The sequence below is a fragment of the Gordonia marina genome (genome assembly GCF_052036135.1).
In the GTDB taxonomy this organism is placed as follows: Bacteria; Actinomycetota; Actinomycetes; order Mycobacteriales; family Mycobacteriaceae; genus Gordonia.
In genome coordinates this window covers 59,031-78,649 of sequence record NZ_JBPSDN010000013.1, presented here as the reverse complement: position 1 = coordinate 78,649, position 19,619 = coordinate 59,031, and the positions used below count along the sequence as shown (strand labels likewise).

The 19,619-nt window shown below is 70.5% G+C and carries 20 protein-coding genes; 14 read left to right on the top strand and 6 right to left on the bottom strand.

Going from position 1 to position 19,619, the window contains the following annotated elements:
• Window positions 1-29: 29 nt before the first annotated feature.
• Together ACSEEN_RS10570 and ACSEEN_RS10565 are read left to right on the top strand one after the other, a co-directional pair.
• Window positions 30-935 (top strand): phosphoribosylaminoimidazolesuccinocarboxamide synthase, encoded by a 906-nt coding sequence (locus ACSEEN_RS10570; protein WP_298445138.1) that lies wholly within the window; start codon window positions 30-32, stop codon window positions 933-935.
• 8 nt (window positions 936-943) lie between these two features.
• Entirely contained in the window at window positions 944-3,154 is a 2,211-nt protein-coding gene (locus tag ACSEEN_RS10565; RefSeq protein WP_440713137.1) for a S9 family peptidase, read from the top strand.
• Window positions 3,155-3,726: 572 nt separating this feature from the next.
• On the opposite strand, the gene ACSEEN_RS10560 is transcribed toward ACSEEN_RS10565, so the two are convergent.
• A complete protein-coding gene (locus ACSEEN_RS10560; protein WP_440713136.1) occupies window positions 3,727-4,656 on the bottom strand; it encodes an iron-sulfur binding domain-containing protein in 930 nt (309 codons plus the stop codon).
• Between ACSEEN_RS10560 and ACSEEN_RS10555 the strand changes: the two genes are divergently transcribed.
• Window positions 4,655-5,272: a carbonic anhydrase gene (locus ACSEEN_RS10555; RefSeq protein WP_247865185.1), complete on the top strand. Its 618-nt coding sequence runs from the start codon at window positions 4,655-4,657 to the stop codon at window positions 5,270-5,272. The two genes, ACSEEN_RS10560 and ACSEEN_RS10555, sit on opposite strands and share 2 nt — an antisense overlap.
• 111 nt (window positions 5,273-5,383) lie before the next feature.
• Entirely contained in the window at window positions 5,384-6,121 is a 738-nt protein-coding gene (locus ACSEEN_RS10550; RefSeq protein ID WP_247865184.1) for a hypothetical protein, read from the top strand.
• Here the strand turns inward: ACSEEN_RS10550 and disA are convergent, their stop codons facing one another.
• Window positions 6,122-7,207 (bottom strand): DNA integrity scanning diadenylate cyclase DisA, encoded by a 1,086-nt coding sequence (gene disA, locus ACSEEN_RS10545; protein WP_247865183.1) that lies wholly within the window; start codon window positions 7,205-7,207, stop codon window positions 6,122-6,124.
• Between the two features lie 103 nt (window positions 7,208-7,310).
• Between disA and ACSEEN_RS10540 the strand changes: the two genes are divergently transcribed.
• From ACSEEN_RS10540 to ACSEEN_RS10530, 3 genes are all read left to right on the top strand, one after another.
• Window positions 7,311-7,796 (top strand): PaaI family thioesterase, encoded by a 486-nt coding sequence (locus tag ACSEEN_RS10540; RefSeq protein ID WP_440713158.1) that lies wholly within the window; start codon window positions 7,311-7,313, stop codon window positions 7,794-7,796.
• Between the two features lie 82 nt (window positions 7,797-7,878).
• Window positions 7,879-8,199 carry a DUF4333 domain-containing protein gene (locus ACSEEN_RS10535; protein ID WP_371307205.1) on the top strand — a complete coding sequence of 107 codons (321 nt, stop codon included), beginning with the start codon at window positions 7,879-7,881 and terminating at the stop codon, window positions 8,197-8,199.
• Window positions 8,200-8,285: 86 nt separating this feature from the next.
• On the top strand, window positions 8,286-8,654 hold the full coding sequence (locus ACSEEN_RS10530; RefSeq protein ID WP_440713135.1) for a DUF4333 domain-containing protein: 369 nt from the start codon (window positions 8,286-8,288) through the stop codon (window positions 8,652-8,654).
• Between the two features lie 28 nt (window positions 8,655-8,682).
• On the opposite strand, the gene radA is transcribed toward ACSEEN_RS10530, so the two are convergent.
• Together radA and ACSEEN_RS10520 are read right to left on the bottom strand one after the other, a co-directional pair.
• On the bottom strand, window positions 8,683-10,086 hold the full coding sequence (gene radA, locus ACSEEN_RS10525; protein ID WP_371307203.1) for a DNA repair protein RadA: 1,404 nt from the start codon (window positions 10,084-10,086) through the stop codon (window positions 8,683-8,685).
• Between the two features lie 99 nt (window positions 10,087-10,185).
• Window positions 10,186-10,932, bottom strand: coding sequence for a copper-binding protein (locus tag ACSEEN_RS10520; protein WP_247865179.1), 747 nt, complete (start codon window positions 10,930-10,932; stop codon window positions 10,186-10,188).
• 285 nt (window positions 10,933-11,217) lie between these two features.
• Between ACSEEN_RS10520 and ACSEEN_RS10515 the strand changes: the two genes are divergently transcribed.
• Genes ACSEEN_RS10515 through rlmB form a run of 5 tightly spaced genes read left to right on the top strand, consistent with a single transcriptional unit; the run spans window position 11,218 to window position 15,262 of the window.
• Window positions 11,218-11,706 carry a CarD family transcriptional regulator gene (locus tag ACSEEN_RS10515; RefSeq protein WP_247865178.1) on the top strand — a complete coding sequence of 163 codons (489 nt, stop codon included), beginning with the start codon at window positions 11,218-11,220 and terminating at the stop codon, window positions 11,704-11,706.
• Complete coding sequence (gene ispD, locus ACSEEN_RS10510; protein ID WP_440713157.1) at window positions 11,703-12,413, top strand: 2-C-methyl-D-erythritol 4-phosphate cytidylyltransferase; 711 nt, start codon at window positions 11,703-11,705, stop codon at window positions 12,411-12,413. The genes ACSEEN_RS10515 and ispD overlap by 4 nt, the downstream gene beginning before the upstream one ends.
• The gene (ispF, locus tag ACSEEN_RS10505) at window positions 12,410-12,874 is read left to right on the top strand and encodes a 2-C-methyl-D-erythritol 2,4-cyclodiphosphate synthase (protein ID WP_247865177.1); all 465 of its coding nucleotides are present in this window, start codon (window positions 12,410-12,412) and stop codon (window positions 12,872-12,874) included. Before ispD ends, ispF begins: the two co-directional genes overlap by 4 nt.
• Window positions 12,875-12,885: 11 nt before the next feature.
• Entirely contained in the window at window positions 12,886-14,295 is a 1,410-nt protein-coding gene (cysS, locus tag ACSEEN_RS10500; protein ID WP_440713134.1) for a cysteine--tRNA ligase, read from the top strand.
• 1 nt (window position 14,296) lies between these two features.
• Window positions 14,297-15,262 carry a 23S rRNA (guanosine(2251)-2'-O)-methyltransferase RlmB gene (gene rlmB / locus ACSEEN_RS10495; RefSeq protein ID WP_247865175.1) on the top strand — a complete coding sequence of 322 codons (966 nt, stop codon included), beginning with the start codon at window positions 14,297-14,299 and terminating at the stop codon, window positions 15,260-15,262.
• Between the two features lie 435 nt (window positions 15,263-15,697).
• Here rlmB and rarD read toward each other — a convergent pair whose 3' ends face one another.
• Window positions 15,698-16,630: an EamA family transporter RarD gene (gene rarD, locus ACSEEN_RS10490; RefSeq protein WP_440713133.1), complete on the bottom strand. Its 933-nt coding sequence runs from the start codon at window positions 16,628-16,630 to the stop codon at window positions 15,698-15,700.
• Window positions 16,627-17,367, bottom strand: a complete 741-nt coding sequence (locus ACSEEN_RS10485) for a LamB/YcsF family protein (protein ID WP_247865173.1) — start codon at window positions 17,365-17,367, stop codon at window positions 16,627-16,629. Before ACSEEN_RS10485 ends, rarD begins: the two co-directional genes overlap by 4 nt.
• Window positions 17,368-17,495: 128 nt before the next feature.
• Here ACSEEN_RS10485 and ACSEEN_RS10480 point away from each other — a divergent pair, with 128 nt between their 5' ends.
• Together ACSEEN_RS10480 and ACSEEN_RS10475 are read left to right on the top strand one after the other, a co-directional pair.
• Window positions 17,496-19,052, top strand: a complete 1,557-nt coding sequence (locus ACSEEN_RS10480; protein ID WP_247865172.1) for a carboxylesterase/lipase family protein — start codon at window positions 17,496-17,498, stop codon at window positions 19,050-19,052.
• Window positions 19,049-19,567 carry a DUF2599 domain-containing protein gene (locus tag ACSEEN_RS10475; protein WP_349306143.1) on the top strand — a complete coding sequence of 173 codons (519 nt, stop codon included), beginning with the start codon at window positions 19,049-19,051 and terminating at the stop codon, window positions 19,565-19,567. Before ACSEEN_RS10480 ends, ACSEEN_RS10475 begins: the two co-directional genes overlap by 4 nt.
• Window positions 19,568-19,619 lie beyond the last annotated feature (52 nt).

Below are 19,619 nucleotides of genomic sequence, written 5' to 3'. Positions count from 1 at the left end.
GCCCTTCCCGCACCAGAGGATTGACCGCCATGCGTCCAGCACTGTCCGATTACCCCCACGTCGCCTCCGGCAAGGTCCGCGACATCTACGAGATCGACGACGAGACGCTGCTGCTGGTGACCTCGGACCGGATCTCCGCGTACGACTTCATCCTGGACACCCCGATCCCGGACAAGGGGGCGATCCTCACCGCGGCCAGCTTCTTCTGGTTCGACGAACTCGGTGTGCCGAACCATCTCGCCGGCGGGCCGGAGGACGAGCGGATCCCGGCCGGGCTGGTCGGCCGCTCGATGGTGGTGCGCAAGCTCCCGATGGTGCCCGTCGAATGCGTCGCGCGCGGCTACCTGACCGGCTCCGGCCTGGTCGACTACCGCGCGACCGGAGCGGTCTGCGGCGTCCGGCTGCCCGCCGGACTCACCGAGGCCGACCGGCTCCCCGCGCCGATCTTCACCCCGGCCACCAAGGCCGCACTGGGCGACCACGACGAGAACGTCACCTTCGACCAGGTGGCCGAGCAGGTGGGCGACGACCTCGCGCGCACGCTCCGCGACGTGACCCTGGACATCTACAGCCGCGCCGCCGACCTGGCGCGTGATCGGGGAATCATCCTCGCGGACACCAAGTTCGAGTTCGGCCGGGCGCCGGACGGCTCGCTGGTCCTCGCCGACGAGGTGCTGACCCCGGACTCCTCCCGCTACTGGGAGGCCGCCACCTGGAAGCCCGGCGAGGTGCAGCCGAGCTTCGACAAGCAGATCGTCCGGAACTGGCTCACCTCCGCCGAATCCGGCTGGGACCGCCACGGCACGGTTCCGCCCCCGCCGCTGCCCGACGACGTCGTCGAACGCACCCGCGCGCGCTACATCGACGCGTACGAGCGCATCTCGGGCCGCAGCTTCGCCGACTGGCCGGGTGGCAACAGCCCGTTGAGCCGGTGAGGAACGAAGTGACGAACCGAGTCGAAACGTCGTCTGCCCCACCCGTCGCGAAGAAGATCCCCGCCCGCCGCGAGCACCACGGCGACGTCTTCGTCGACGACTACGAGTGGCTGCGTGACAAGGACGATCCCGAGGTGGTCGCCTACCTCGAAGCCCAGAACGCGTACACCGAGACGCAGACCGCGTCGCTGGCCCCGCTGCGCAGCGACATCTACAACGAGATCCGTTCCCGCACACAGGAAACCGACATGTCGGTGCCGGTGCGCTCGGGCCGGTTCTGGTACTACGTGCGCACCGAGGAGGGGAAGTCGTACGGGATCCGGTGCCGTCGTCCGATCGCCGGTGACGACGACTGGACGCCGCCCGAGATCGCCGGCGACGGACCCATCGAGGGCGAGCAGATCCTGTTCGACAGCAACGTCGAGGCGGAGGGGCACGAGTTCTTCTCGCTCGGCGCGCACTCGGTGAGCCACGACGGCCGCTGGCTCGCGTACAGCACCGACACCGTCGGCGACGAGCGGTACACGCTCCGCATCAAGGACCTGGAGACCGGCGAACTGCTGCCCGACGTCATCGAGGGCACCGCGGGCGGGGCCACCTGGTCCAAGGACGCGAAGTACCTCTTCTACCTGACGGTCGACGACGCCTGGCGTCCCGACACCGTCTGGCGCCACACCGTGGGCGCCGGGAGCACTTCGACTTCGCTCAGCATGAATGCGGCGAGCGGGCCCGATCGAACCGGATCGGGCACCGACGACGTCCGGGTGTTCCACGAGCCGGACGAGCGCTACTGGGTGGGCTTCGGCGCCACCCACAGCGAGGAATACCTGATGATCGCGGCCGGCTCCAAGCTGACCAGCGAGATCTTCGCGCTGAGCATGAACGACCCGACCGGCGAGTTCACCAGCGTCGCCGGTCGTACCGAGGGCGTCGAGTACAACGCCGAGCACGCCCGGCTGGGTGGCCGCGACTACTTCCTGATCGTGCACAACGATGAGATCGACGGCGTCAAGGCCGTGGACTTCGCCGTCGACGTGATGCCGGTCGACGACCCGTCCGCGCGCCGGAACCTGCTGCCGCACCGGCCGTCGTTCCGGATCGAGGACGTCGACTGCTTCGCCGACTATCTGGTGCTGTCGTACCGGGAGGACGCGCTGCCGCGGCTCGCGATCGCCGACCTGCGGGGGCGCGACGCGCTGCCCGGCGCGGACGACTTCGTGCCGGTCACCTTCGACCAGGAGCTGTGCTCGGTCGGCCTCGGACCCAATCCGGAGTGGGACACCCCGCACCTGCGGATCGTCTACGGCAGCTACGTCGACCCGACCGAGGTACTCGACCTGGACGTGAGCACCGGCGAGCGGACGCTGCTGAAGCGGGCCGTCGTGCTCGGCGAGTACCACCCGGCCGACTACGTCGCCGAACGCGAGTGGGCCGTGGCCGACGACGGCACCCGGATCCCGGTGTCGATCGTGCGGCGGGCCGACGCCGACCGCGGCGTGCCGGCGCCGGTGCTGCTCAACGGATACGGCGCGTACGAGATCAGCTCCGACCCGGGCTTCTCGGTGCAGGCGCTGTCGTTGCTGGACCGGGGTGTCGCGGTCGCGACCGCGCACGTCCGCGGCGGCGGCGAGATGGGTCGTGACTGGTACGAAGAGGGCCGCGTCCTGGCCAAGAAGAACACGTTCACCGACTTCGTCGCCGTCGCCCGGCACCTCGTCGAGACGGGGGTGACCACGCCGGGACAGCTGGTGGCCGACGGCGGCTCGGCGGGCGGTCTGCTGATGGGCGCGGTCGCCAATCTGGCACCCGAGCTGTTCGGCGGAATCCTGGCGGCGGTGCCCTTCGTCGACCCGCTGACCTCGATCCTGGATCCGTCGCTGCCGCTGACCGTGACCGAATGGGACGAGTGGGGCGACCCTCTGCACGACCCGGAGATCTACGCCTATATCCGCAGCTACGCGCCGTACGAGAACGTCGCCGAGCTGCCGTATCCGGCGATGCTGATCCTGACGTCGTTCCAGGACACCCGGGTCCTCTTCACCGAGGCCGCGAAATGGGCCGCGCGCCTTCAGGAGTCGACGACGTCCGGCAAGCCGGTCCTGCTGCGCACCGAGATGAACGGCGGCCACGGCGGGCCGAGCGGGCGGTACCGGCAATGGGAGGAGGCGGCCTTCGAGCTCGCCTGGATCCTGTCCGTCTCCGGCGCTGTGTCTGCCTGAGTGGCTGCGGCGGACGGCCGGGGTCGATTCTCGGCAGTCCTCGCTACTGGACTCGAGCCGGCTCGCTGCCTGCTAGATGGGCTGCGGAGGGCTCGAATTCGACCCCGGCCGTCCGCCGCCCCCTGACATGGCTCAGCGCCGTGGCTGCTGGCCGGTCGGTTCGAAGAGGGCCGCTGGTGACGCCTCGCGAAGTGGCCTTGCGCCGAGGTCGGTGCCGCGATGATGGGCGGGCGGCCTACGACGGCCCGCCCATGCCGGAACGGAGCGCTTGGAGACTGCTGAAATACGGGTGAGACGGCCCTTGAAGCCCGCCCCGCCGGAACGGAGCGTTAGGAATCCGCTGAAAAAGGAGTCCGACGGCCCTTGAAGCCCGTTGAGCCGGAACGGAGCGTTAGCGGAGTTCCGAGTCGAAACGCCGCGACATGTGCTGGGACTCGGGCGACTTCCGGATCGGCGCGGCTGGATTTCGACACGGCTTCCCGTGAAGTTCACATTGAGCTCCGTCGAAATGCTCGTCCCCGGCGGGACCGACGGGCTCGGGCTCGTACGCCGCAGTGGGGACGGCCACGGGGCTATCCCTCGCCGGCGAGGCAGAACAGGCCGTCGTCGGTCAGCTCCACCAGGCCGTCGGTGAGCAGGGAATCGAGGGCGCGGTCGCGCTGGGCGGGATCCCGGGTCCACGCGATGTCGAGAGCAGGTCGTTCGACCGGGCCGGAGCTGCCGCGCAGAACGTCCAGCAGCCGGCCGCGGGCCTGCCGGTCGGTGCCCTCGTACTTCTGGGTGCGGCGCGCCGGACCGTCGTACGAGGGCCGCCCGCGCGCCAGCCACCGGCAGGAGTCGCTGACGGGGCACACCTCGCACTTCGGGTTCCGCGCGGTGCAGACCAGTGCGCCGAGTTCCATCAGGGCGGCCGAGAACTCGGGCGCCTCGGTGGTCGGGAGACCGGCCGAATCGCGGGGCAGCAGAGCTTCGGCATCGGCCAGGTCCGCCTTCGACGGGTTTCCCGGCTCGCGGCCGTGGATCGCGCGGGCGATCACCCGTCGCACGTTGGTGTCCACGACCGGTACCGCCTGGCCGTAGGCGAAGCACGCGACGGCACGGGCGGTGTAGTCGCCGATGCCGGGCAGTGCCAACAGCGTGCCGACATCGTGGGGGACCACGTCGTCGTGCTCCGCGGCGAGAACCTTCGCGCACTCGTGCAGGCGCAGGGCGCGGCGCGGATAGCCCAGCTTGCCCCAGGCGCGCAGCACCTCGCCGCCGGTCTCGGCGGCCATCGCGGACGGAACGGGCCACCGCTGGACCCAGCTCTGCCACGGCTGCACCACCCGCGACACCGGGGTCTGCTGCAGCATGATCTCGCTGATCAGGATCTGCCAGCCGGAGACGCCGGCCGCGCGCCACGGCAGATCGCGCCGGACCAGACGGAACCAGTCCAGAATCGCCCGGTTCCAGTGGCCCGCATTCACGTCGTCGCATGTGGGCGGTGTAACACTAGAAGTCATGAAGAATCTCACCCCCGCACAGGCCTGGCAAGTCATCAAAGAGGGCAACGAGCGTTTCGTCCGGGGCGAGTCGATACATCCCAGTCAGGGTATCGCCGACCGCGCGAAGCTGATCGACGGCCAGGCGCCGCACGTCGTGCTGTTCGGCTGCGGCGACTCGCGCGTGGCCGCCGAAGTGATCTTCGACCAGGGGCTGGGCGACATGTTCGTCGTCCGCACCGCCGGGCACGTGATCGACTCGTCGGTGCTGGGCTCCATCGAGTTCGGCGTCGACATCCTCGACGTGCCGCTGATCGTCGTGCTCGGGCACGACAGCTGCGGTGCCATCTCGGCGACGCTGCGCGCGCTCGACCAGCTCGAACTGCCGTCCGGCTACGTCCGCAGCATCGTCGAGCGGGTGGCGCCGAGCGTCATCGCGGGTCGCAGCGAGGGCCTGACCAGGGTCGACGAACTCGAAGCGCGCCACGTGAACGAGACCGGCAAGCTGCTGATGGAGCGCAGCCGGATCATCGCGGAGCGCGTCGAGGCCGGGAAGCTCGCGATCGTCGGCCTCAACTACCACCTCGCGGACGGCAAGGTCAGCATGTCCGGGAAGATCGGCGACATCGGAGAATAGCCGCTCGGCCGCGCCGCGCGCCTGAGGTGAAGCTGTGATCTGTGCCGGCAACTCGCGACACGCCGCCGCAGGTCGGCGAGGCCTCTGGCGTGCGGCGATACCGTGGCAGGCGTGATCGAACCACAAGGACCGCTGCCTCCCGAGGTGTACTGGCGGCGCCGGCTGCTCGCCATCGCCGTCGGGGTGGTCGCGATCGCGGTGGTCGTCGGGCTGATCGTGTGGGCCGGCTCCGGGGGAAGCGGCGACAACAAGGCCGCCAACACCGCCGCCACCTCGTCGGCCACCGGCACGACGCCGGTCGCACCCGCACCCACCGGGGACAGCTCCGCGGCGCCGAAGCCGGGCGACGGCCAGCAGCCGGAGAGCACGCCGGTCGCGCCGCCGTCGTCGAGCGATCCGGCCGCCGGTGCGCAGACGCCCCCGACCGACGGCCAGGGCACGGTTCCCTGCTCGGATCAGGCGATCTCGGTGGTGCTCTACACCGATAAGCCCACCTACACCAAGGGTGATCAGCCGGTGTTCACCATCGTCGTCACCAACGCCGGTCTGGCCGCGTGCTCGCGCGACGTCGGCAAGGCCAGCCAGAACGTCGTCGTCCGTTCGCTCGACGGCACTCGTACCCTGTGGACCGCGCAGGACTGCGCCCCGGACAAGACGGTGAACGAGCAGGTCCTCGCACCGGGCCAGCAGGTCACCGACACCCTCACCTGGTCGGGCACCACCAGCAACCCGGGCTGCAACAAGCCGCGCGTCGCGATCCCGGTCGGCGCCTACCAGGCGATCGCCAAGATCGGTGCCAAGGAGTCGGCGCCGATCACCTTCAACGTCGTCGCCCCGGCGCAGCAGTAGCTAGTCGAAACGTTCCAGGCTCGACTCGGCCAGCCGGGACAGGCCCTCGCGGATGTGGCGGGCCCAGATGCTTCCGATGCCCTCGACGGCCTGCAGGTCGGCCGCACTGCACGCGAGCAGGGCCTGCAGGGTCCCGAACTCGCGGACCAGCCGGTCGATGTGCCCGAACTGCAACCGGGAGATCCGGGCGAGCAGCCGGTAGCCGCGCGGGCTCATCGGGAGGTCCTGCGCTTCGACCTTCGTCGGGTAGCCGAAGGCGCCGGCGACCAGGGTGAGATCGAGCAGGTCCACGTTCGACAGGTTCTCCAGCGCGTCCAGGATCTGCCGGACCTGTTCGGTGTTCGGGGCCTCGGGGCTGGAGTGGTAGTCGCGGACCAGCAACTCGCGCATGATGTCGTTGTCGCTGCTCAGTTCCTCGAGTTGCAGTGCCACCTGACGTCCGTAGACGCCGAGTTCCAGCACGTACTCCTCGATCTCGACGCCGACACGGCGCACCATCTCCATCCGCTGGGCGGCGCTGCACGCGTCGCGCAGCAGCACGTAATCCTCGATCTCCGCGCGGGAGAGCTGAGCGCTGACCTCGTCGAGCCGGGCCTTGTAGCGTTCCAGGGTCGACAGCGCGACGTTCGCCCGCGACAGCAGCGCGTCCGGGTTCTCCACGACGCGCCGGTTGCCGCCGACGTACAGGCTGACGATCGACATCGATGAACTGACCGTGATCACCGGCGTTCCGGTCTGGATCGCGGTGCGCTCGGCGGCGCGGTGGCGGGTACCCGACTCGACGGTCGGGATGGTCGGGTCGGGCACCAGCTGCACGTTGGCGCGCAGAATCCGGGTGCCGTCGCCGGAGAGCACGACCGCGCCGTCCATCTTCGCGAGCTCGCGCAGCCGGGTGGGAGCGAACTCGACGTCCAGGTGGAAACCGCCGTCGCACAGCCGCTCGGTGTCCTCGTCGTAGCCGAGGACGATCAGCGCGCCGGTCCCGCCGCGCAGAATGCGCTCCAGGCCGTCGCGCAACCCCGTGCCGGGGGCCACCCGGCGCAGCATGGACCGCGTCTCGTCGGACGTGGGCTCGCTCAGGGTCATCGTCGTCTTTCGGTTCGCGGGCGGCGCGGCCGTCGCACAGCCACATGGATTAGCGTAGCCCGATGTGAACGACGCCCTCGATCTGCCCGCACACCCCGAACCGATGACGCGCCACCCGAAGGCGCCGTCCGCGGGCGAAGAGATCCGCTTGCATCACTCCCTGTGCTTCGCCTGCGGCGACGACGCTCCGGTGGGACTGCGTGTGCGAGTCGTGGCGGGGGAGGGCTTCACGGTGACCGCGTCGATGAAGGTCGAGCCGTGGATGCAGGGCGGACCCGGTGTGATCCACGGCGGGCTGCTGGCGGCCGCGTTCGACGAGGTCCTCGGCACCGCGCCGCTGCTGATCGGCGCGGGCGTGGTGACCGCCCACCTCGAGATCGACTTCGCCGAGCCCATTCCGCTCGGGTCCACCCTGCACTTCCGGGGCGAGGTGCTCGCCAAGGAGCGACGCAAGGTCTACCTGCGCGCCACCGCCCACCTCGACGACCCCGAGCGGCCGGTCGCGGCCGCGCACGGCATCTTCGTCACGATCGACGTCCGCGAGCATTTCTCCCGGTACCGCGACACCGCGGTGAAGGTGGCGCGGTAGCCGCCGGAAAGCTCCGTTCCGCGCCGATTCCGTGCCGTCGCGGCGATACTTGGCACTGACTCGATCCTCAGGAGGCAGTGCCATGAATCGTCTTGTCAGCCGGGCCGGTATCGCGGCCGTCGCCGCCGTCGTCCTCGCCATCACCGGGTGCTCGACATCGGTTGAGCTGTCGCAGAAGCAACTCGAAGACGGATCATCGACGCAATTGGCGCTGGATCCCGAGCACAAGCCCGAAGTGCGTTGTGACGGCGGGCTGAAGGGCGAGGTGGGCGCGACGCAGAAGTGCAAGGTCGACGTCGGCGGTGGACGCTGGGTCGACTACACCGCCACCGTGACCAAGGTCGACGGCAAGACCGTGAATTGGGACATCAAGGCCGATCACCCGGAGCAGGTCTCCGGATAGCGGGGAACATTTCCGGTCGCCGCACCCGTCCAATAGTCGACCGTCTCCGATCGTCGGGGACGCCGAAGTGGACGGAGTGGTGCGACATGAAGAAGGCGATCAAGGGGATCACGCTGGCCGGACTGGTCGCGGCGGCCGTCGCGCTGAGCGGGTGCGAGGCACATGTCAGCGTGGGTGACGCGTCGACGACGACCACCTCGACGGCGCCCGCGGTGAGCACCGAGAAGCTCGCCGCGGGCGTTCGCGATCAGCTCACCGAGACGGTCGGGCAGACTCCCGACCAGGTGCGCTGCGCGGGGAACCTCGAGGCGCGGGTGGGTGCGACGCAGCAGTGCGCGCTGGAATCGGGCGGTTCGTGGCTGCCGGTCACGGCGACCGTGACCGCGGTCGAGGGCACCGACGTCAACTACCACATCGAGGTGGGCAAGGACGAGATTCCGGAACCGTCGTACTGACCGGCGAACGGGCGACGGCGAGGCGCCCTCAGAACGGTGCCTCGTCGTGATCGTCGTCCCCGGCCGGGCCGCCGCCGCTGCGGATCCTCGCCGCGGCGGCGGCCTCGGCCAGCGTGTTGACCTCGGTGACCCGGATGCCGCGCGGCATCTCCTCGCCGCACCCGGCCGGGATGATCGCGTGCGTGAAGCCGAGGCGCTTGGCCTCGGCCACCCGGCGGGCGGTGGACGACACCCGGCGCACCTCGCCGGTGAGCCCGACCTCGCCGATCGCGACGGTCCCGTCCGGGAGTGCGGAATCGTGTTTGGACGACGCCAGCGCCAGGAAGATCGCGAGATCGGCGGCCGGCTCGGTCACCCGCATGCCGCCGACGGTCGAGAGATAGACCTCGTGGTCGTGGGCCCGGACGCCGGCGTGCTTGGCCGCGACGGCCAGCATCATCGCCATCCGCGCGGTGTCGAGCCCGGACGCGGCGCGGCGCGGATTGTGCGCCTCGGTCTTGTGCAGCAACGCCTGGATCTCGCCGACCATCGCGCGCCGTCCGTCCATCGCCACCATGTTGACGCTGCCGGCGACCGGCCCGTTGCGGGCCTGGACGAAGATCCCGGACGGATCGGCCACCTCGTGGATACCGTCGCTGCGCTGCTCGAAGCAGCCGACCTCGTCGGACGCCCCGAAGCGGTTCTTGATGCCGCGGATCAGCCGCAGCGACGAATGCCGGTCGCCCTCGAACGACAGCACCACGTCGACCAGGTGTTCCAGTGATCGCGGACCGGCCACGTTCCCGTCCTTCGTGACGTGTCCGACCAGCACGACGGCCACGCCGCTGTTCTTGGCGAGCGACACCAGGGCGGTGGTGACCGCGCGGATCTGCGTGACGCCGCCGGTGACCCCGTCGGTTCCGGTCGCGACCACCGTCTGCACCGAGTCGACGATCAGCAGCGTCGGCCGCACCTGTTCGACATGCCCGAGGATGGTGGCCAGATCGGTCTCCGACGCCAGGAAGATGTTCTCGCGCACGGCGTCGGTGCGCTCGGCGCGCAGCCGCACCTGTCCGGCGGATTCCTCGCCGGTCACGTAGAGCGCGGTCCGGCCGGCCTGCGCCCAGTGCTTGACGGTCTCCAGCAGCAGCGTCGACTTGCCGACGCCCGGCTCGCCGGCCAGCAGGATCACCGACCCGGGCACCACGCCGGTGCCGAGGACCCGGTCGAACTCGCCGATCCCGGTCGGGACGGCGCCCGCGGCGTTCGCGTCGATCTCGGTGATGCGCACGGCCGGGCTGCGCGGGGCCACCGCGGCGGCGCCGCTCGCCGCGACCGCCGGGGCGCCCTCCTCGATGGAGCCCCACTCGCCGCACTCGGGGCAGCGGCCGACCCACTTGGGGACCTGGTATCCGCAGGCCGCGCACCGGTACACCGATTTCGTCTTCGCCACGCGCTCACTGTAGTGGCCGCCTCCGACAGGGCCGGAGACGACCGCGGGGCCCGATCCGGTGTGGATCGGGGCCCGCGGCGACGAGCGATGGGAAGGGGCTCAGTGGCCGCCCTCGCCCTCCTGCTCCGCCGGCTGGGCGTCGCGCACCACGTCCTGGCGGTCGAGCGCGCTGGCGTCGACGGGGACCTCGATGGTCTTCTGCTTCGGGCCCAGCTTGGTCGGCGCCGCGCCGCCCTTGCCGAGGTCGTAGACGTCGAAGTGCAGGGTCAGCGGGGTGGTCTGGCCCGCGGCGACGGTGTCGCCGGTGCCGGACAGCTCGGCCTCGATGTAGGTCACATCCGCCGCCTTGGCCAGCGCCTCCGCGTTGGCGGGATCCTGCGGATTGCCGGTGCTGATCGCGGTGTTCGGCGCCATCGTGCCGGCGTCGCCCGGCGTCGCCGAGCGGGTCACGTTGCCCGAGGCGTCGCGGGTCAGGAACTGGACGGTGCCCTTGCCCGCGGTGATCCCGGTCAGCTTGATCGTGCGGATGTTGCTGTCGTTCGCGATGGTGAAGGCCAGCTTGAACGGGCCGCCGTCGCCCCAGATCTCCGAGGCCTTGTCGACCGGGTAGATGATCTGCAGATTCCGGATCGCGATGGTGCCGGCCTCGACCGTCTGATCGCCGAGCTGCTCGGCCGGATCGAGCTTGATGGTGCCGTTGGCGCCGTTGATCGCCGCATCCTGGTTATTGGTCTGCGAGATCTTGCCTGCTCCACACGCGGTGGTGCCCATGGCGACCGCGATGCCGAGCGCGCCGATCGTGGCGCCCTTGGCGATGCGGCGGGTGGTCCGAGTGAAGACTGACACCTGAATCCTCCGAGAGTCGACTCGCGCGCCACGCAAGTCGTGCGTGACGCTTCACTACGCAGCGTAGTGGGCGCGACCGGCAAAAGTCAGACGGGGTGGCCACATTGGCCCGAATTGGTGCGTGACGGGCCGTGTCCGCGGGCCGATGGCCTGCGGTGATCGGGGCATCGGAGGCGGGTCGGACGCGGCTGCTTCGGGCCTCGCACAGTGCCCTGACCTGCACCGTCGAGATCTCCGTCGGTGGGCGCGTGTTAGACTGGTAACACTCGAAAGGGGCACGGAACATTGAATTTCAAAGTTGGCGACACCGTTGTCTACCCGCATCACGGTGCTGCCAGGGTAGAAGACATCGTCGTACGGACCATCAAGGGCGAAGAAGTCGAGTATCTGGTCCTGAAGGTGACCGACGGTGACATGACGGTGCAGATCCCGTCGAGCAAGCTCGAGTACGTCGGTGTTCGCGACGTGGTCGGCGCCGAGGGGCTGGACGAGGTGTTCGAGGTGCTGCGCGCACCGCACACCGAGGAACCCACCAACTGGGCGCGTCGTTTCAAGGCCAATCAGGAGAAGCTGATCTCCGGCGACATCATCAAGGTGGCCGAGATCGTGCGCGACCTGTGGCGTCGTGAGCAGGACCGCGGCCTGTCGGCCGGCGAGAAGCGCATGCTGACCCGTGCGCGCCGCGTGCTGGTCGACGAGCTCTCGCTCGCCCAGGACACCGACGAGGCTCGCGCCGACAGCATCCTCGGCGAGATCCTGGCTGCGGCGTCCTGACCGACGATGTACAGGGCCGGATCGTCGCACTGATTCCGGCGGCCGGCCAGGGGACCAGACTGGGGCTCGACCGGCCCAAGGCCTTCGTCGAACTCGACGGCCAGACCCTGCTGAACCGCAGTATCGATGCGGTTCGCGCCAGCGGCGTCGTCGACCAGGTGGTGGTGATCGTGCCACCGGAACTGGTCGACGACGTCCGCGCGCGTTTTCCGGAGGTTTCGGTGGTCGCCGGTGGCGCCGAACGCAGTGACTCCGTCCGCGCTGGCCTGGCCGCGGCGGACCCGGACACCGAACTGGTGCTGGTGCACGACGCCGCACGCGCCCTCACTCCCCCCGCGTTGTTCGCTCGCGTCGTCGAGGCGCTGCGCGGTGGTGCCGGGGCCGTCGTCCCCGGCCTGCCGGTGACCGACACCCTCAAACGTGTCGACGACACCGAAGTCGTGATCGACACCCCGAATCGCGCCGAGCTGCGCGCCGTGCAGACCCCCCAGGGTTTCACCGCCGAACTGCTGCGGAGGGCCCACGCGAGTGCCGCCGACGCGACCGACGACGCCGGCCTCGTCGAAGCCCTCGGTGAGCCGGTGGTCGTGGTGCCCGGTGAGGCACGTGCTTTCAAGATCACCACCCCGTTCGACCTGCGGCTGGCCGAATTGCTGTGCGGCACACCGGATGTCGTCGAACCCGACCCGGAGGAGCAGTCGTCGTGAGAACCGGTATCGGCACCGATGTGCACGTGATCGAACCTGGCCGGGAGTGCTGGATGGTCGGGTTGCTCTTCGAGGGCGAGGACGGCTGCTCGGGCCACTCCGACGGCGACGTCGGCGTACACGCGCTCTGTGACGCCCTGCTGTCGGCGGCCGGGCTCGGCGACCTCGGTTCGGTGTTCGGCGTCGATCGCGCCGAATGGCGGGGGGTGACCGGCGCGCAGATGCTCACCCACGTCGCCCGTCTCCTCGACGAGAACGGCATGGTCCCGGTCAACGGCGCCGTGCAGGTGATCGGGAACCGGCCGAAGATCGGCCCGCGGCGCGTCGAAGCCCAGGACACGCTGTCCGGATTGCTCGGTGCGCCGGTTTCGGTGTCCGCGACCACCACCGACGGCCTGGGGCTGACCGGCCGCGGCGAGGGCATCGCCGCGGTGGCGACGGCACTGGTGGCCCTGAAGTAACATTGCAGGTCGTGACTCTCCGCCTGTACGACTCCGCGTCCCGCGAGGTCCGCGACTTCGTTCCGCTCCGGCCCGGCATCGCGACCGTGTACCTCTGCGGTGCCACCGTGCAGGGCGTTCCGCACATCGGCCACGTGCGCAGCGGTATCGCCTTCGACGTGCTGCGGCGCTGGCTGGCCTCGCCCGATCGCGCGGACGGCGGCCTGGACGTGCTGTTCGTCCGGAACGTCACTGACATCGACGACAAGATCCTCCGCAAGGCCGCCGAGCACGACCGGCCCTGGTGGGAATGGGCGGCCACGCACGAGCGCGAGTTCACCGCCGCGTACGACGCCCTCGGTGTGCTGCCGCCGTCGGCCGAGCCGCGCGCCACCGGCTTCGTCACGCAGATGGTCGAATACATGGAGCGACTGATCGAGCGCGGGCACGCCTACGCCGCCGACGGCAACGTGTACTTCGACGTCCGCAGCCAGCCGGACTACGGCAGCCTCTCGCGCTTCAAGCTCGACGACGTCCATCAGGGCGAGAGCGCAGGCACCGGCAAGCGGGACCCGCGCGATTTCACGCTCTGGAAGGCAGCCAAACCCGGGGAGCCGTCGTGGCCGACGCCGTGGGGTCCGGGCCGGCCGGGATGGCATCTCGAATGCTCCGCGATGGCCACGTCGCTGCTCGGCGGTGAGTTCGACATCCACTGCGGCGGAATGGATCTCATCTTCCCGCACCACGAGAACGAGATCGCCCAGGCGCACGGCGCCGGCGACGCTTTCGCGCGCTACTGGCTGCACAACGGCTGGGTGACGATGAGCGGCGAGAAGATGAGCAAGTCGCTCGGCAACGTGGTCGCGATCCCGGAGATGCTCAAGAAGGTCCGCCCGGTGGAACTGCGCTACTACCTCGGCAGCGCGCACTACCGCTCGATGCTGGAGTACTCCGATGGCGCGCTGCACGAGGCCGCCGCGGGCTACCGGCGCATCGAGTCGTTCGTCCAGCGCGTCGTCGACCGGGTGGGTGAGGTCGGGATCGGCGGTGTCGCCGCCGATTTCGCCGCGGCCCTGGACGACGACCTGGGTGTGCCCGCCGCGCTGGCCGTCGTGCACAACACGGTGCGTGAGGGCAATACCGCGCTGGAGGCCGGCGACGGTGAGCGGGCGCGGGAACTGGCCGCGCAGGTCCGCGGTATGACGGCGATCCTGGGCACCGACCCGCTCGACCCGCACTGGGCGTCGGCGGGCGTGGACGAGGCCGCGACCGCCGCGCTCGACGTGCTGGTCGGCGCCGAACTGGAACGACGCGCCGCGGCGCGCGCGGCGAAGGACTGGGCGGTCGCCGACGAGGTGCGCGATCGCCTCGCCGCGGCCGGCGTGGAAGTGACCGACACCCCCGACGGCGCCCAGTGGGCGCTGGCAGAGAAGGACTCCTGACATGGCAGGCAACTCGCAGCGCAAGGGAGCCGTCCGCAAGGGTGGCTCCAAGAAGGGGCAGGTCGTCGGTTCCGGCGGCCAGCGTCGTCGCGGTCTGGAAGCCCGCGGCGCGACGCCGAAGGCCGTCGACCGCACCTATCACCCCGCCCACAAGAAGGCGAAGGCCGCGGCCAAGACGAAGACCGTCGCCAACCGCAAGACCAGCCGGCGCGGTGAGGGCGGCCCGGAGTACGTGGTCGGCCGCAATCCCGTGGTCGAGTGCCTGCGCGCGGACGTCCCGGCCACCGCGCTCTACGTGATGACCACGATCGACGCCGACGACCGGGTCCGCGAGGCCGTCGCCACCGCCGGTGACATGGGCATCGCGATCCTGGAGGCGAGCAAGCTCGAACTCGACCGGCTCACCACCAACGGACTGCACCAGGGGCTCGCGCTCCAGGTGCCCGAGTACACCTACGCCCATCCCGACGATCTGCTGGCCGACGCGTTCGCCTCGCCGACTCCGCCGCTGCTGGTGGCGCTGGACAACATCACCGACCCGCGCAACCTCGGCGCGGTGATCCGCAGCGTCGCCGCGTTCGGCGGCCAGGGCGTGCTGATCCCGCAGCGGCGCAGCGCCAGCGTGACCGCCGTCGCCTGGCGGACCAGCGCCGGCGCGGCCGCGCGGCTGCCCGTCGCCCAGGCCCCGAATCTGACCCGCACCCTGGTGGAGTGGGCCAAGGCCGGCTGCCAGATCGTCGGACTCGACGCCGACGGCGATGTGACCCTCGACGACTACGACGGCACCGGCCCGACCGTGGTGGTCGTGGGCTCGGAAGGCAAGGGCCTGTCGCGCCTGGTCCGGGAGAACTGCGACTCGATCCTGTCGATCCCGATGGCCGGCGATGTGGAGAGCCTCAACGCCTCGGTCGCCGCGGGCGTGGTCCTCGCCGAGTTCGCCCGTCAGCGCCGGATCGCCTCCGCCTGACCCGGGGGCGTTTCGACACGCTCCGGGTCCTGAGCTGGCGCGGCGGAGCGTGCGACGACGCGGCGCCGAAGGGCGCCCTTGCGGGCTCGGATCGGCTCAACGGGCTGGACGGGGCCCGGAACGACGCAACGGGCCGGACGGGCTCGGATCGGCTTAAGGGGATGGGCGGGTTCGGGAACGACTCATCGGGCTGGAACGAGTCGGAGGGACCCAGGAGGTGGACGGGGGCCTCACACGACAACGGCACCATAGCGAGCCACGATCCATATATGCCCGCGTGACCGCCCACAGTGCCGTTGTCATACTCGGGAACCGCACGCGACGACGCGGCGTCGAAGGGCGCCCTGCGGGCTCGGGACGGCTCAATGGGCCGTCTGACAGCCCCCGTGTCGAACGGATCGCCTGACCTGGTCGAAAGCTCGACGCGCCGCGCGCTCAGCCCGGCAGTTCCTCGCACTCGGAGATCCGGCGGGCGCGGGAGCGTCGACGACCGGCCAGCAGGGCGTCGGCGGTCAGCACCACCAGCGCCACCCAGACGATCGCGAAGCCGATCCAGCGAGCCGTGGTGACGTGCTCACCGAGGATGGTCACCGCGCATATCAGCTGGATCACCGGGGTGATGAACTGGATCAGGCCGACGGTGGTCAGGGGAATCCGGCGGGCCGCGGCGGCGAACAGCAGCAGCGGGACGGCGGTCGCGACGCCGCTGAACACGAGCAGCCCGGCGTGGACCGGCCCGTGACGGCCGAAGTCGAGCCCGGTGTCGGCCGCGATGAAGACCAGGATGCCCGCGGCGATCGGCAGCAGGATGAAGGTCTCCAGGCTCAGGCTGTGCAGCGCGGGCAGCGTCGCGCCGACCCGGTTCTTCACCAGACCGTAGAGGGCGAACGACGTCGCCAGGGTCAGCGCCGTCACCGGGAACGACCCGCCCGCCACCGACAGATAGACGCCGGCGATCAGGCCGATCCCGACCGCGATCCACTGCAGCATCCGCAATCGCTCGCGCAGCACGACCACCCCGAGCGCCACGGTGACCAGCGGATTCAGAAAGTAGCCGAGGGCGGCATCGCTGGTGTGCCCGGACGTCACCGCGGCGACGTAGACCACCCAGTTCACGGCGATCAGGAGCGCGGCCAGGGTCACGCCGATCATCAGCCTGCGCTGGCGCACGAGCGGCGGCAGCCACGCCCAGTCGCGGGAGAGCGCCAGCACGATCAGGCAGAAGACCGCGGTCCAGACGATGCGGTTGGCGAGGATCTCCCACGGGCCGGTCGGGCGCAGGGCGTCGAAGTAGATCGGGAAGACACCCCAGATGCCGTACGCGGCGAACCCGGCGGCGATGCCCGCCGTCGCCCGTTCGGCCCTCATCGGGCGCGCACGTCGATGCCCGCGGCCTCCAGCGCGGCCCGTACCGCGCGGGCGTGCTCGACGGCGCCGGGGGTGTCGCCGTGCAGGCAGACCGAGTCCGCGTGCACGGCCACGTCGGTGCCGTCGATGGCGGTGACCTCGCCGGTGGTCACCAGCCGCACCACCCGCTCGGCGATCGCGGAGGTGTCGGTCAGCACCGCACCGGGCGTCGTCCGCGGCACCAGCGTGCCCTGCGGGGTGTACGCGCGATCGGCGAAGGCCTCGGTCAGGATCGGGACGCCCGCGGCCACCGCGAACTCCAGTGCCACCGACCCGGGCAGGTTCATCAGCGGCAGCCCGGCCTGCGCCACCGCGGACACCACGGCCCGGGCCTGCTCCCGGTGCCCGACGATCGCGTTGTAGAGCGCGCCGTGCGGTTTCACGTAGTCGACGGTGCCGCCCACCGAGCGGGCGATCTCCGACAGCGCGCCGATCTGGAACAGCACATCGGCGACCAGGTCGTCGGGCTCGATCTCCATGAAGCGGCGGCCGAATCCGTCCCGGTCCGGATAGGACACCTGCGCGCCGATCCGCACCCCGGCGGCGACCGCCTCCGCGCAGGTGCGGCGCAGCAGGGAAGGGGTGCCGGCGTGGAAGCCGCAGGCGACGTTCGCGCTGGTCACGAGGGCGACCATGGCGGCGTCGTCGCCGATGCCTTCGCCGAGATCCGCGTTCAGATCGACGCTGGTGATGGCCATTGCTTCATGGTAGGCCCGCCCCGATCGGGACGGTGTCGTGCGTCCCGCGGGCGGTGTCGTGCGGCGCGTATCACGAACGCCGGAGACGGCTGGGAGGCTGTCATCGTCCGGCGATAAGGTTGGTGTCCATGACGCAGATGGACACGACGGTCGACACGGTCGAGGGCACGGTCGACGGCAAGCGGGGCCGGCGCAGCAGGCGCGGCACGGTGTCGTGGCTGGGCATCCCGTACGCGGCGCCGCCGGTCGGGCCGTTGCGGCTGCGCGCCCCGCAGCCGGTGCAGCCGTGGGACGGCGTGCTCGAGTGCTTCGACTACGGCTTCTCGCCGATCCAGGACAAGCTCTTCACGGCCCGCGCCGACGGGACGTTCCAGCCGCGCAGCGAGGACTGCTTGACGGTCAACGTCTTCGCGCCGGACACGGTGTCGGCGACGCCGCGGCCGGTGATGGTCTTCAACTACGGCGGCGCCTACGTGCTGGGCGGATCGTCGACGCCCATCTACGACGGGTCGTTCCTGGCCCGGGCCCGCGACGTGATCGTGGTGACCGTGAACTACCGTTTCGGGCCGTTCGGCTTCCTCGACCTGTCCGAGTACTCGACGCCCGAGCGCAGGTTCGACAGCAACTGCGGCCTGCGCGACATGGTCGCCGCGCTGGAGTGGGTGCAGCGCAACATCGCGGCCTTCGGCGGTGATCCGGACCGAGTGACCGTCTTCGGCGAGAGCGCGGGCGGTGCGGCGGTGCTGACCCTGCTGTCCACCCCGGCCGCCGAGGGGCTCTTCTCGCGGGCGATCGCGCAGAGCCCGGCCGCCGAGCTCGTCGTGCACGAGGAGAACCGTGCCGTCCTCGCCGACGAATTCGTGCGTCAGCTGGAGAACCCGGGACGGCGCAGCGGGCCGCAGCGCACCGAACCGCCGATGTCCCCGGAGAAGGTGGCCGCGCTCATCGACGATGCCGACCCGTACGCGCTGCTCGCCGCCGGGAACCGGCTCCTCGGGTTCACCAAGCACGCCGAACTGTCCGACCCGATGCCGTTCGCGCCGGCCGTCGACGGCGACTATCTGCCGCTGGCCCCGGTCGACGCCGCCCGCGCCGGGACGACGCACCGCGTGCCGCTGATCGCCGGCAGCAACCGCGACGAGGGCGAGCTGTTCGCCCGGTTCTGGAGCATCCTGCCCGAGCCCACGCACTACCTGGTCGGTGTGCACGACCCGGAGGTCCGCGAGGAGCTGACCAGGCTCTATCCGGGCACCCGCGATCAGGTGCGGCTGTCGGCGGATGCGGTGTTCTGGATCCCGACGATGATCTTCGCCGAGAACCACGCCAAGCACTCGCCGACGTACGTCTACCGGTACGACTACGCCGTCCGCGCGCTCAAACTCACCGGAATCGGGGCCACGCACGCCACCGAACTGCTCGCGATCTTCGGCGTCTACCGGCACCCGATCGGCATCGGGCTGGCCGCTGCTGGAAGCTGGTTCTCCACCAAGCGCATCACCGGCACCATGCAGTCGATGTGGACGTGGTTCGCCCGGACCGGAGTGCCCGCGGAGAACTGGCCGCGATACAGCGCGGACGACCGCCGCGTGCTGGTGCTGGATCACCCGGTGACCGTCGAGGACGACCCGGACGGCGCCCGTCGCGCCGCCTGGGAACGAGTCCACCTGGAACTGCGGAACTCGTGAACGTGCGCCGGTCGAGGTTCGTCGCCGTCGCGGTGCCACTCGCCGCGGCGGCCGCACTGCTGGCCGGCTGCGGGTCGGACTCCGGCCCGGTTTCGGCGCCGGCATCGTCGCCCGCCACGTCGTCGACGAGCGCCGTCGCGCCGTCGTCCGAGACGAGTGCTGCCGAGTCCGAGGAGTATCCGTCCACGTCGACGCCGCCCAGTCTCCCGCCGCCGTACATCGACTACACCGAGTGGGTGCAGACCGCCGTCGGCCCGAGCCTGCAGATCCACCCGACGCAGGCCGGCCGCACGGTCACCGGGGACGGCACGCAGGACGAGGCCTGGTCCGAGGTGCTGAAACTGTCACCGAACGCCGACACCCCGGGTATGCGCGCCCAGTTCGACTGTCACTGGACCTTCGCGCGGCTGGTCGATCCGAACAAGCCCAGCTGGAATCTGGAACCGGGCCGGCCGGTGGTGTCGCAGAGCGAGATGATCGCCACCCGGTGCAACCCCGGTTTCGCCGAGGAGTGACGGCCGGCGGTTCGGCCGAATCCCGCGTGTCGACCGCTCGGCCGTGAGACCG